The sequence below is a fragment of the Mesorhizobium sp. USDA 3734 genome (assembly GCF_056279665.1).
The window spans coordinates 6,112,218-6,124,500 of record NZ_JBWCCW010000001.1; the positions used below are offsets into that span (position 1 = coordinate 6,112,218).

Sequence of the window (12,283 nt, forward strand, 5' to 3'; positions counted from 1 at the left end):
GCCTCGCGCCATATGCCTAAAGACACAATGACGGTTGGGCTGAGATCGCCGAGAAAAGGGCATGCGCATGGGGACCATCTGGGCGCCGCTCGCCAACGCGATCGCCGCAATCGGCACGGACAGGCATGTCGACTGCCTGATCGACCTGATCGGCGCTGATATCGAGCACGACCTCGTCACAGTGACGCGCTACTCGGCGACGCAAACGCCGGAGTTCATCAAGCACCGGCGCTTCTCGGACGAGATGATCCGGCGCTATCTCGACAACTATTATGTCTTCGACCCGTTCTACGCCTCGTGGCGGCGCGAGCGCAGGCTCGGCATCATGCCGCTGAAACGGCTTGCCGACGACGAAGCCAAGCGCGGCCAGTACATTGCCGGCTTCCTGGCGCAGTCGGAGATCTGCGACGAGGTCGGCATCATGCTTGCCGACGGCGGCGACTGGTGCCTCGGCATCTTCCTCGATCGCTCGACCACTTCATTTAGGGATAGCGAGATCGCGCTGCTGGATGAGCGGCTGCCGGTGTTCGAGGCGTTGCATGCGCTCGACATCAAGGCGCGCGGAACCGAATTCTCCCGCACGTCGGCGCCGACAGGCCCCGGCGCCTCGCCCCGGCAGGAGCCGACCATCCCAGCCAGCCTGTGGCCGGAGCTGTCGCTGCGCGAGCGGGAGCTGGTTCAGCTAGTCCTCGCCGGCCACCCGACGGCGAACATCGCCGAGCGCCTCGGCATCACCGTCGGCACGGTCAAGAACCATCGCCGGCGCATCTACGAGAAGCTCGACATCACCACGGAGCGGGAGTTGTTTCTGCAATTTTTTCAGCACAGGGCGGAGCGGTAACTGAATCTCAGGCAGCCCCCGGATCAACCTGTCGCTTCACGGATCCTTTTGCAAAAGGGCCTCGTGGCGCTCGCGAACCCGCTCGACCATTTCCTCCAGGGAAATCCCGTTAGGATCTGCCTTCCATTTGTCATAGGTCGGCACGACTTCCTCGCGTAGCCAACGCTCTACGGCCGCGTCGCGCTCCTGCAGGGCGCGAAGCCCAGCGCGGATTACTTCGCTGCTGGTGGCATAGGTTCCCGATTCAACGAGGCGGTCGATGAAGGCAGCCTGCTCTGTTGGCAGGCTGAAGGTGCGTTTTTCGGTAGCGGCCATGACCTCTCCTATTAGGTCGGTGTGATTATATCATACCGACATGGGATCGCACCTAAAATCTTACACCGTCACCGCAATCTGGCATTCGGTTTCAAGAGTGTAATGACCCGAAAGAGCGCTTCAAAATTCCTCTTGCGGAACGCCGCCGTCCCGGCTTAGTCTCAGCTCTGAGCAGAAAATGAAATTTAATTCCATTTGTCGACGAGTCCGCAGATCGTGTCCGTTCGAAGAAAAATACCCATCGCGATCGACTGAGAAAATATTTGATATATCATCTACCAGAACGGAAATAGCTGACATGGTCCAGCAGACATCGATCCAGCCATCGGCGCCCTGGTTGCGGCTAGACGTCGATGATTCGGACTGGAACGATGCCGAGGTTTCGAGCCTGGTGCGCTGGTATCACCAGATGCTGCTCATCCGCCGTTTCGAGGAAAAAGTGCTCGATCTCGCCAATGCCGGGCTGGTGCATGGTCCGGCACATGCCAGCATCGGCCAGGAGGCGACGGCGGTCGGGGCGATGTCCGTGCTCGGCACCGGCGACCGCATCAACGGCACCCACCGCGCCCATCACCAGGTGCTGGCCAAGCTGGTCAACGCACAGACGCCAGGCGGTTTCGATCCCCTTCACGACGCCTTCAATCCGGACATGCAGGGCTCGGTTCGCGGCCTGATGGCCGAGATCATGGGTCTCACCGCAGGCTACTGCGGTGGCCGTGGCGGCTCGATGCATATGCGCGACGACGCCTCGGGGATTCCTGGCACCAGCGCCATTATCGGCGGCAACCTGCCGCACGCGGCCGGCTACGCGCTCGCCGACAAGCTGCTCGGCACCGGTAACATCTCGGTCGCCTTCTTCGGCGACGGCACGATGATGGCGGGGCCGGCCTATGAGGCGATGAACATCGCCGCGCTCTACCGACTGCCGGTGATCTTTTTCGCCGAAAACAATCTCTATGCGGTCTCGACGCACATCAACGAACAGACGCGCGAGACGCGGCTGGCCTCGCGCGGACCTATGCTCGGCTTTCGCGGCATCGAATGCGACGGCATGGACGTGGTGGCAGTCCACCATGCCATGCGCGAGGCGCGCCGGACGATCGAGGAAGACGGCGGCCCGGTGCTGGTCGAGGCGCTCTGCTACCGCTTCCTGCACCAGAGCGGCGCCCGCCCGGGCAGCGAATTCGGCTACCGCACGCGTGCCGAGGAAGACGTCTGGAAAGCCCGCGACCCGCTTGCCACCATGGCGGCTCGCCTGAAGACGATGGGCATTCTGAACGCTTCCGACCTCGGCACGCTCGACCAGCGCGTCATGGAGGTGATCAACACAGCTGCCGATTCGCTCACCGAAATGAGTGGCAACGCGCTGCGCATTCCCGACCATCGGTGGCCGGACCCAAGCGACGTCGACAACCAGATCCGCGGCGATCTTTCCGAGCTCAGGGATGAGCGCTTCCTCGAGATCGAAGATGTGCCGCCGGCCGACACCAAGCTGGTCAAGTTCATGGTTGCCGCGTCCGAGGTGATTGCCCGCGCCATGGAGCAGGACCCGCGCATCATCATCATGGGAGAGGATGTCCACCGGCTGCGCGGCGGCGTTTCGGGCGCCACAAAGGGCGCGCTGGAACGCTGGCCGGAGCGCGTGCTGGCGATGCCGATCGCCGAGAACGGTTTTGTCGGCGTGGCGCTGGGCGCGGCGCTTTGCGGCTTGCGACCGATCGTCGAGATCATGTTCGGCGATTTCTGCCTGGTTGCCGCCGACCAGCTGTTCAACGCGGTCAGCAAGGTGCGGCATATGTTCGGTGGCGGTTTTCCGGTGCCGATCGTGGTCAGGGTCCGCGTCTCGCCGCACACCGGCTACGGCTCGCAGCACTCGGGCGATCCGTCCGGCCTGTTCGCGCTCTATCCCGGCTGGCGCATCGTCGCCCCGACGACGCCCTTCGACTATATCGGCCTGATGAATTCAGCGCTGAAATGCGACGATCCGGTCGTCGTCATCGAGCATGTCGAGCTGTTTCCGAGCGAGGGGCCTGTGCCTGTGGATGACCGCGACTACTGCGTGCGGCTCGGCAAGGCGAAGATCGTCAGGCCGGGCAGCGCCTGCACACTGCTCACCAGCGCCAGCATGGTTGCTGTCGCCAGCCAGGTGGTCGAGGAGACCGGCGTCGATGCCGAGATCATCGACCTGCGCAGCCTTGATCCGACCGGCCTCGACTGGCCACTGGTGGAAGCCTCGATCCGCAAGACCAACCGGGTGGCCATCGTCGAACAGGTGCAGCGTGGGCTGTCGCTTGGCGGACGACTGACACAAGAGATTCAGGATCGCGTGTTCGATTATCTCGATCACGAGATCCTGCATGTGACGGGAAGCCTCTCGGCTCCCGTCGTATCGGCCCCGCTCAACCGCGCCGCACTGGGCGGCGCTGAAAAGCTCAAGGCCGCGCTTCAATCCCTCACGGCCGTGGGTGGATAGAGCGAACGCATTGCCACAAATGTCCGACAAGAAAATGGGAGAATAAAATGAACATGACGATCCTACCAAGAGCCAAGACCAGGGCAACGATGCTGGCAGCCGTGCTGCTGGCCACCAGCGCCTTCTGGGCACCGGCCACCTTCGCGCAAGACGGCAAGCCGCTGGTCATCGCGCGCAACATCGACCTCAACTCGCTCGATCCGCACCGCGCCTTCTGCGACACCTGCCAGATCTACAATTCCAGCGTCTATGAATCGCTGCTGACGCTGGACAAGGACAACAAGCTGATCCCGTTGCTCGCTTCCAAATGGGAAGGCAATGCCGACCAGAGCAGCTTTACCTTCACGCTCGACCCGGCCGCCAAATTCTCGGACGGTTCGCCGGTCGAGGCCAAGGACGTCAAATGGTCCTGGGAGCGGCTGAAGAACCTCAAGGGCAGCGCCTCGTTCCTGATGGACAATGTGGCTTCGATCGAGACCCCGGACGCGCATACGGTCGTCGTCAAGATGGTCGCGCCTAGCTCCGAATTCCTCAACATCGCGGCGGCACCCTACGCAGCGGTCGTCAACAGCAAGGTCGCTTCGGAAGCCGGCGCCAAGGCCGATGCGGACGCCTCGACGACGGACAATGCCGAGGCCTGGTTCCTGGCGCATTCGGCCGGCAGCGCGCCGTTCGTGCTGAAATCCTATGAGCCGAATTCGGAACTGCGGCTGGCGCGCAACGACAAATACTGGCGCACCGCGCCGGCGCTGAGCGAAGTCGTCATACGCCAGACCAAGGACGCGGTGGCGCAGGCGCAGATGCTGCAGAGCGGCACCGCCGACATCGCCATGCAGATCGACCCGGACACGGCCAAGACGATGACCGGCAGCGACGTGAAGATCGAGACCGTGCCGTCCTACAACTTCATCTATGTGGCGCTGTCGCCGGGCGCCAAGGCCAACAAGGTTCCGCTGACGCCCGAGGTGCGCGAGGCGATCTCGCTCGGCCTCGACCGTCCGAGCATCCTCGATTTCACCATCGGCTCCGAGGGCCAGCTGATCAGCGCGCCGATCCCGCTCGGCTTCCCCGGCGGTTCGGGCTTCGAGGCGCAGCCCTATGACGTCGCCAAGGCAAAGGAACTTCTGGCCAAGGCCGGCCATGCCGACGGCTTCGAGATGGAAGCGGCGTTCCCCGGCATGAACGTCTATGGCGTCGATCTCTCGCTTTTGATGCAGAAGGTCCAGCAGGATCTGGCCAAGATCAACATCAAGCTCGACCTGCAGCCGATCCCCTTCGCCAACTGGCGCGAACGCGTCAATGGCGACGGCATCCCGATGACGGCGGTGTTCTACGCGCCGGACTATTACGGCACCTCGCAATACATCGATTATTTCGCCATGACCAAGGGCAGCCCGTGGTCGCGCCGCGCCGGCGCGGAGCGTGACCCGTCCGTGCTCAATCCGAAGGAAGCGGATATCTACAAGGCAGCCCTTGCGGCAAGCGGCGACGAGGCCGCCAAGCTGTGGCACCAGGCCGGCGAGGAGATGATCAAGGACAGGATCATCCTGCCGCTGATCAGCCCGAACCTGATCCTCGCTTACAAGTCGGACGTCAAGGGCGTGCGCTACAGCGCCTGCTGCAACCTGCCGCTGGCGGAACTCAGCCACTGAGCGAAGATGCGGGAGGCGGCCTGCCGCCTCCCGTTTCCTCATCCTGGACGATCAGCAAATCCTGTTCTTCCAGCACCAAAATCAATATATGATATATCAATGCGCGGAGACCTCGCTATGCCTTCCCTGATCAACTCCAAGGACCAGTTGCTGCGCGAGCGTGCGGCCTCGGTCATTCCGGGCGGCATGTGGGGACACATGGCGACGCGCTATCTCGGATCCGCCTACCCGCAGTTCTTCGAGCGTGCCGACGGCTGCCGGGTCTGGGATGTCGATGGGCGCGAATACATCGACCTGATGTGCAGTTGGGGCCCCAACATTCTCGGCCACCATCATCAGGCGGTCGAGGCAGCAGCCGAGCGGCAGCGTCGCCTGGGCGATGCGATGAACGGCCCGGGTGAAGTACTGGTCGAGCTGGCCGAGCTGCTGGTCACGACGGTCGCGCATGCAGACTGGGCAATGCTGCAGAAGAATGGCACCGACGCCACGACCGCCTGCGTGACGATCGCGCGCGCCGGCACCGGCAGGCGCAAGGTTCTGGTCGCGCGCGGCTCCTACCACGGCGCCGTGCCGTGGTGCACACCCTCGCTCGCCGGCGTCACCGCCGAGGACCGCGCCCATCTGATCCATTTCGACTACAACGACATTGCCAGCCTGGAGGCTGCGGTCGAGCAGGCCGGGGATGATCTTGCCGCCGTCGTCGTCACCGCCTTCCGGCACGACATCGCCCGCGACCAGGAACTGCCGACCGCCACCTTCGCCAGACGGGCGCGCGAACTCACCACCGCCGCCGATGCGGCGCTGATCGTCGATGATGTCAGGGCCGGCTTCCGCATCGACCTCGCCGGCAGCTGGGAGCCGCTCGCGCGTACGGCCGGACCTGTCCGCCTTCTCGAAGGCGATCGCCAATGGCTATCCGCTTGCCGCGATCACTGGCACCGACCGGTTTCGCGAAGCCGCGACCAAGGTCTATGTGACGGGGTCGTTCTGGTACGGCGCCGTCGCCATGGCCGCCGCAATCGCCACCATCAACACGCTGCGCGACACCGATGCGATTGCCCGCATGACGCAGGCCGGCGACAGGCTGCGCTCAGGCCTCGACGCGGCGGCGAAGAAGCATGGCCTGTCGCTGCGCCAGACCGGCCCGGTGTCGATGCCGATGGTGCTGTTCGAAGGCGATGCTGAATTCAAGCTGGCCAACGCCTTCTGCTCGGCCGCCTTGCGCGAGGGCGCCTATTTCCATCCCCGGCACAACATGTTCCTGAGCGCCGCGCACACCGCAAAAGACATAGATCTCGCCCTGCAGGCTGCCGATGCCGGCATGGCCGCGGCGGCGCAGGTGGCGTGAACCGGCGCCGATGCGGTGGGAAGGAACAAATCGTTCAGCCGGCAGCCGACACCAGGCGGCCGTTCTGCGCCGCGCGGCGCAGTTCCTCGGGCGTGACCGCACCGTCGTTCAGCCGTTCGAGAACCTTGACCAGCAGGCGTCCGCCTTCGATCATGTCCTGCTGAATGCCCTTGCGCACGCCGTTCTCGTCGCGCGCCCGCAGCGCGTCGAGGATGTCGAGGTGCCGGTGGCGGCCGTCATAGGTCGGCCTGGCGTGCGGGTATTGATAGTTCACCAGTGGTCCGTTGCGCAGCCAGATGCCCTCGATGATGGCCAGCAGCTCCGGCATTTGCGCCGCCTGGTAGATCGAGTGATGGAATTCCCAATTGTCGCGGACGGCCTCGAACCAGCGGCCGTTGTCCTCGTCGGCGATCAGCCTGTCATGCACCGCCGCCAGGCGGTCGATCTCGCGCGGCTCGATGCGTGTCGTTGCCGCCGCTCCCGCCATGCCTTCGAGATGCAGCCGGATGCTGCGCAGTTCCAGATACTGGGCCAGCGACAGCTGGGCGACGGTGATCGAACGGCCCGCCTCCATCTCCAGGCCTTTTTCGCGCACCAGCTGCATCAGCGCCTCGCGCACTGGTGTCTCAGACACCTGAAGGCTGGCGGCGAGGTCGCGGATCTTGAAGCGATGGCCCGGCCAGAAACGGCCTTCCATCATGGCGCGGCGAAGCTCCTCGTAGACACGCGTCGTCAGATTGTCGCGCGCGATCGGCGCGATAGAAGCAGTCACATCCGCTCTCCGTTCTTGCAGTCGCGCAGGCGTCGCCTGCGTCGCGTGGGCTGTGTATATGATACCACGAATGGCCTGACCATCGACATGAGACAAGCCGCCATGAAACGGGCAGACTCGGGACGGGCCGCATGACCGCGTCGATGCCTTCCCTCCTGTTCGGCGCCATAGCCGACGATCTGACCGGCGGCACCGAGCTGGCGTCGATGCTGGTCGCGCGCGGCATACCAACGGGATGCACGGTCGGACTGAACGCGCCGATCCCATCAGGCAATCTTGCCCACGTGATCCTGCTGAAGACCCGCGTCATCGCGGCCGGCGATGCGGTGCGCCAGGTGCTGGAGGCCGCGGACCGGCTGCTGGAAGCGGGCGCGCGGCAAATCTTCTTCAAATACTGCGCCACCTTCGATTCCACGCCCGCCGGCAATATCGGCCCTTGCGCCGAGGCGCTGCTCGAGCGGCTTGGCGGCGGCGTCACGCTGTTCACCCCGGCGCTCTGCGAAACCGGCCGCACCGTTTATCAAGGGCATATGTTCGGTGGCGTCCAGTTGCTGGCAGAGTCGCCCAAGCGATTCGATCCGCTGACGCCGATGACCGATTCCAATCTGGTTCGCGTGCTGCAGACGCAGAGCAAGGGCAAGGCAGGGCTGGTGCCCTATCTCATTGTCGATGCCGGCGCCGTGGCGATCCGCAACGCCATACGAGAGCACAGTGCGCGCGGCGAGACGCTGCTGGTCACCGACACGGTCCGCGAGCGCGACCTGGCGGCGATCGCGGAAGCCGCCTTCGACCTGCCGCTGATGACCGGCAATTCCTCCGTTGCCGCGCATCTGCCGCCAGCCTGGCTGGCGCATGGGCTGCTGAAGGACGACGACCTCGTTGCCGCCAGCCTGCCGGCCGTAAACGGCCTGGCAGCGGTGCTGGCCGGCAGCGTAGCCGACCGCACCGTCGAACAGCTCGAGCGTTTTGCGCAAAACAATCCACTGCTGACGATCGACCTTGCCAGCGCCTTCACCGGCGCCGATGTCGTTGCGCAGGCGCGTGCCTTTGCCGAACTGCATTTGCCCGACGCGATGATCGCCATTGCTACGACCGCGCCGCAAGCGACGGTTGAGGCGCTGCAGCAGGCGCACGGCCGCGAGGCGGTGGCGGCGAAAGCGGAAGAGATTCTGGCCGGGATTGCAGAGATTCTGGTGCGCGAACTCGGCGTACGCCGGCTGGTCGTGGCAGGCGGCGAGACCGCGGGTTCGGTGGTCAAGGCGCTCGGCATCGACCGCATCGCCATGGGTGCCTATGAAGGCCCGGGACTGTCGCGCGCCATCGCCCAACTTCCCGGCCTGCCGTCCGACCCGCTGGCGCTGATGCTGAAATCGGGAAAGCTCGGCGGCCCCGATATCTTCACCGACGTTCTGCAGGACATGACACGGCCGAGCACTGTTGCGCCGGCAATCGATACATGGCCCCCGGCAAAGGCCACGACAGGGAAAGCATCGTGATGGACACCGAGACCCCGCGCGCCAGCCTGATCACCGCGACGCGGACGCTGGATGCCAGCGGAATGAATGTCGGCACCACCGGCAACATCAGCGTGCGCACGCCTGGCGGCATGCTGATCACGCCGACGGGAATAGCCACAAGCGCCTTGCGGCCGGAGCAGATGGTGGCGATGCAGCTCGATGGATCCTGGGACGGCGCATTCCGGCCGTCGAGCGAATGGGAGATGCATGCCGAGATCTACAAGGCCTTCCCCGAGGCCGGCGCCGTCGTACATGCCCATCCCGACCATTGCGTGGCGCTGTCGTGCCTGCGCGAACCGTTGCCGCTGTTTCATTACATGGTCGCCGGCTTCGGCGGCGACGATGTGCGCTGCTCGGACTATGCACTGTTCGCGTCAAGCGAACTGGCCAAGGTCGCCGTCGTGGCGCTCAAGGACAGATCGGCCTGCCTGCTCGCCAATCACGGCATGATCGCCTTCGGCGGTGATCTCGACATCGCGCTTATCCGCACCATCAAGCTGGAAACCCTGGCGCGGCAGTACCTTTTGGCGCGCAGCGCCGGCACGCCAGTGCTGATCGAGGGCAGCGAACTTGCCGCCATTCGCGGACGCTACAAGAATTACGGCCAGCAGAAGTAGCCGGCGGCGGCTCAGTCGACCTGCAAGTGCGAGACGAACTTGCTGTTGAGATAGCTCTCCAGCGCATCGGCGCCGCCCTCGGTGCCGTTGCCGGAATCGTTGATGCCGCCGAACGGCACCTCCGGCAGCGCCAGGCCATAATGGTTGATCGACACCATGCCGCTGGCGATCCCCGACGACATCCTTGCCGCACTTGCCGCCGAGCGGGTGAAGCCATAGGCGGCAAGGCCGTAGTTCAGCCGGTTGGCTTCGGCCAGAGCCTCGTCGAGGCCGTTCACTGGCGTCATCAGCGCCAGTGGGCCGAACGGCTCCTCGTTCATGGCGCGGGCATCGGTGCCGACATTCGACAGGATGGTCGGTTCGAAGAAATAGCCTGAATTGCCGATGCGCTTGCCGCCGGTGACGAGTTCCGCACCTTTCTGCACGGCGTCGTGGACCAGTTCATCCATCGCCTGGACGCGGCGTGGATTGGCGAGTGGTCCCATGGTCGTGCCTTCGGCAAGACCGTCACCGACCTTGATCTGGCGGGTTGCTTCCGCGAACCGGCCGACGAAATCGTCATAGACCGCATGATCGACAAGAAAGCGCGTCGGCGCGACGCAGATCTGGCCGGCATTGCGGAATTTCGCCGCCGCCATCGAGCGTGCGGCGCGGTCGAGATCCGCGTCGGGCAGGACGATCACCGGCGCGTGACCGCCGAGTTCCATCGTCGCCCGCTTCATGTGCAGGCCGGCAAGCGACGCCAGTTGCTTGCCGACCGGCGTCGAGCCGGTGAAGGAGATCTTGCGAATCACCGGATGCGGAATCAGATAGGCGGAGATTTCGGACGGCGTGCCGTAGACGAGGTTCAAGGCACCGTCGGGCAGGCCGGCATCGACAAAGGCGCGCACCAGTTCGGCGGGCGAGGCCGGTGTCTCCTCCGGACCCTTGATAATGATCGAGCAGCCGGCGGCAAGCGCGGCCGACAGTTTGCGCACCGCCTGATTGAGCGGAAAATTCCACGGCGTGAAGGCGGCGACCGGGCCGACAGGTTCCTTGACCACAGACTGGCTGACGCCCTGAAGGCGCGCCGGCACGATGCGGCCGTAGCTGCGGCGTGCTTCCTCTGCGAACCAGTCGATGATGTCGGCGGCGGCGAAGGCCTCCATGCGCGATTCGGCGATTGGTTTGCCTTGCTCAAGCGTCATCAGCGTGGCGATGTGCTCGTTGCGCTCGCGCAGGATGTTGGCGGCCTTTCGCATCAGCTTGGAGCGGTCGAAAGGCGACACGCGGCGCCAGGCCTCGAATCCCTTTGCGGCAGCGGCCAGCGCCTCGTCGAGATCGCCGATACTGGCATGAGCGAGCGAGCCGAGTTCGGCTTCGGTCGCCGGATTGACGATCGCCATCGTGCGGCCATCTCGGGCCGGGCGCCATGCGCCGTCGATGTGCAGCAGCACGTTTTTATACATGTCAGGCTCCGCGGAAAATCAGGCAGGAACGGGCTCGGTGGCCGGCGTATAGACGCCGATAGCACCAGTACCGATCAGTTGGTCGATGGTCTCGGTGCTGTAGCCGAGGATTTCGGCCAGCACGGCAGCTGTGTCCTGGCCCAGCATCGGCGGCGCGGTGAAGTCGGCGGTCAATTGCGCGGCCAGTCCCTGCGCCGGCCGCACCATGGCGACGGAGCCGAGATGCGGATGCGGCAAGGTCTGGACGAGGCCGCGCTCGCGCACATTGGGACTGTCGAAGACTTCCGGTATCGATTTTACCGTGCCGGCCGGCACGCTGGCGGCGGCGCAGGCCGTCATCCAGTGATCACGCGTCCTGGTCTTGAAGACGGCGGCAAGCTGCGGGATCAGCGCCTCGCGGTTGGTGGCGCGCGCGCCTGCCTTGGTGAAGCGCGGGTCGCTGGCCAGATGTGGCAAGTCCACGACCTGCTCGCACAGCGCCGCGAACTGGCGATCGTTGCCGACGGCCAGCGCGAAGCTACCGTCGGAGGCTTCGAATATCTGATAGGGAACAACCGTCGGATGCGCATTGCCGTAGCGGGCGACCTCGCGGCCGGTGTTGAGATAACCGCTGCCGACATTGATCAAGAGGCTCAGCGCACAGTCGATCAGCGACAGGTCGAGGAACTGGCCCTTGCCGGTCGTCGCGCGCTCGTAAAGCGCTGCCAGGATCGACTGGGTGGCGACCATGCCGCAGACGATATCGGTGATGGCGACGCCGACACGCATCGGCTCGCCATTGCTCTCGCCGGTGATGGCCATGAGGCCGCTTTCGGCCTGCATGACGAAATCATAGCCGGGCCGTCCGGCATCCGGCCCGGTCTGGCCGTAGCCGGAGATCGAGCAGTAGATCAGCCGCGGATTCGATGCACTGAGTTCCTTGAAACCGACACCGAGGCGGTCGGCGGTGCCGGAGCGGAAATTCTCGACGACGATGTCGGCCTTCGCCGCCAGTTCGCGCACGATGGCCAGCCCCTGCGGGCTTTTCATGTCGAGTGCGATGCTCTGCTTGCCCCGATTGGCGCAGAGATAGTAAGTCGAGACACCCTTGTAGCTTGGAACCGACCACGCCCTGGTGTCGTCGCCGCCATCGATGTTCTCGATCTTCCAGACTTCGGCGCCGAGATCGGCAAGGCTCATCGTCGCCCACGGTCCGGCCAGCACGCGCGAGAGATCGAGAACCTTGATACCTTCGAGCGGCAAGCGCGCGGGTCCTGCCGTACCCGCATTCTCGGAATGGTCCTCAGTCACGATCAAAATT

9 protein-coding genes and 1 pseudogene are annotated in these 12,283 nt (G+C 64.5%); 6 read left to right on the plus strand and 4 right to left on the minus strand.

Annotation, left to right across the window (positions count from 1 at the left end):
* Positions 1-61 precede the first annotated feature (61 nt).
* Positions 62-841 carry a helix-turn-helix transcriptional regulator gene (locus ACZ89F_RS29235; RefSeq protein WP_476095546.1) on the plus strand — a complete coding sequence of 260 codons (780 nt, stop codon included), beginning with the start codon at positions 62-64 and terminating at the stop codon, positions 839-841.
* Between the two features lie 36 nt (positions 842-877).
* On the opposite strand, the gene ACZ89F_RS29240 is transcribed toward ACZ89F_RS29235, so the two are convergent.
* Positions 878-1,156 (minus strand): type II toxin-antitoxin system ParD family antitoxin, encoded by a 279-nt coding sequence (locus tag ACZ89F_RS29240; protein WP_476095548.1) that lies wholly within the window; start codon positions 1,154-1,156, stop codon positions 878-880.
* 298 nt (positions 1,157-1,454) lie between these two features.
* Between ACZ89F_RS29240 and ACZ89F_RS29245 the strand changes: the two genes are divergently transcribed.
* The 3 genes and pseudogenes from ACZ89F_RS29245 to ACZ89F_RS29255 all read left to right on the plus strand — a co-directional run bounded on the left by ACZ89F_RS29245 (position 1,455) and on the right by ACZ89F_RS29255 (position 6,629).
* Complete coding sequence (locus ACZ89F_RS29245) at positions 1,455-3,629, plus strand: alpha-ketoacid dehydrogenase subunit alpha/beta (RefSeq protein ID WP_476095550.1); 2,175 nt, start codon at positions 1,455-1,457, stop codon at positions 3,627-3,629.
* An 89-nt stretch (positions 3,630-3,718) separates the two neighbouring features.
* Positions 3,719-5,281 carry an ABC transporter substrate-binding protein gene (locus ACZ89F_RS29250; RefSeq protein ID WP_476097423.1) on the plus strand — a complete coding sequence of 521 codons (1,563 nt, stop codon included), beginning with the start codon at positions 3,719-3,721 and terminating at the stop codon, positions 5,279-5,281.
* 117 nt (positions 5,282-5,398) lie between these two features.
* A pseudogene (locus ACZ89F_RS29255) lies at positions 5,399-6,629 on the plus strand (aminotransferase class III-fold pyridoxal phosphate-dependent enzyme).
* A 34-nt stretch (positions 6,630-6,663) separates the two neighbouring features.
* On the opposite strand, the gene ACZ89F_RS29260 reads toward ACZ89F_RS29255, so the two are convergent.
* On the minus strand, positions 6,664-7,401 hold the full coding sequence (locus ACZ89F_RS29260; RefSeq protein WP_082525546.1) for a GntR family transcriptional regulator: 738 nt from the start codon (positions 7,399-7,401) through the stop codon (positions 6,664-6,666).
* 131 nt (positions 7,402-7,532) lie between these two features.
* Here ACZ89F_RS29260 and otnK point away from each other — a divergent pair, with 131 nt between their 5' ends.
* Both otnK and ACZ89F_RS29270 read left to right on the plus strand, forming a co-directional pair.
* Positions 7,533-8,897 (plus strand): 3-oxo-tetronate kinase, encoded by a 1,365-nt coding sequence (otnK, locus tag ACZ89F_RS29265; protein WP_476095552.1) that lies wholly within the window; start codon positions 7,533-7,535, stop codon positions 8,895-8,897.
* On the plus strand, positions 8,897-9,535 hold the full coding sequence (locus tag ACZ89F_RS29270; RefSeq protein ID WP_476095554.1) for a class II aldolase/adducin family protein: 639 nt from the start codon (positions 8,897-8,899) through the stop codon (positions 9,533-9,535). Before otnK ends, ACZ89F_RS29270 begins: the two co-directional genes overlap by 1 nt.
* 11 nt (positions 9,536-9,546) lie before the next feature.
* Here the strand turns inward: ACZ89F_RS29270 and ACZ89F_RS29275 are convergent, their stop codons facing one another.
* Together ACZ89F_RS29275 and ACZ89F_RS29280 are read right to left on the minus strand one after the other, a co-directional pair.
* Complete coding sequence (locus tag ACZ89F_RS29275; RefSeq protein WP_476095555.1) at positions 9,547-10,983, minus strand: NAD-dependent succinate-semialdehyde dehydrogenase; 1,437 nt, start codon at positions 10,981-10,983, stop codon at positions 9,547-9,549.
* Positions 10,984-11,001: 18 nt separating this feature from the next.
* A complete protein-coding gene (locus tag ACZ89F_RS29280; protein WP_476095556.1) occupies positions 11,002-12,273 on the minus strand; it encodes a CaiB/BaiF CoA transferase family protein in 1,272 nt (423 codons plus the stop codon).
* Positions 12,274-12,283: the final 10 nt, after the last annotated feature.

Coding starts and splice junctions, on each gene's coding strand:
- ACZ89F_RS29275 (WP_476095555.1), bottom strand. CDS start 10,983: ATGTATAAAAACGTGCTGCTGCACATCGACGGCGCATGGCGCCCGGCC.
- ACZ89F_RS29235 (WP_476095546.1), top strand. CDS start 62: ATGCGCATGGGGACCATCTGGGCGCCGCTCGCCAACGCGATCGCCGCA.
- ACZ89F_RS29270 (WP_476095554.1), top strand. CDS start 8,897: ATGGACACCGAGACCCCGCGCGCCAGCCTGATCACCGCGACGCGGACG.
- ACZ89F_RS29240 (WP_476095548.1), bottom strand. CDS start 1,156: ATGGCCGCTACCGAAAAACGCACCTTCAGCCTGCCAACAGAGCAGGCT.
- ACZ89F_RS29245 (WP_476095550.1), top strand. CDS start 1,455: ATGGTCCAGCAGACATCGATCCAGCCATCGGCGCCCTGGTTGCGGCTA.
- otnK (WP_476095552.1), top strand. CDS start 7,533: ATGACCGCGTCGATGCCTTCCCTCCTGTTCGGCGCCATAGCCGACGAT.
- ACZ89F_RS29250 (WP_476097423.1), top strand. CDS start 3,719: ATGCTGGCAGCCGTGCTGCTGGCCACCAGCGCCTTCTGGGCACCGGCC.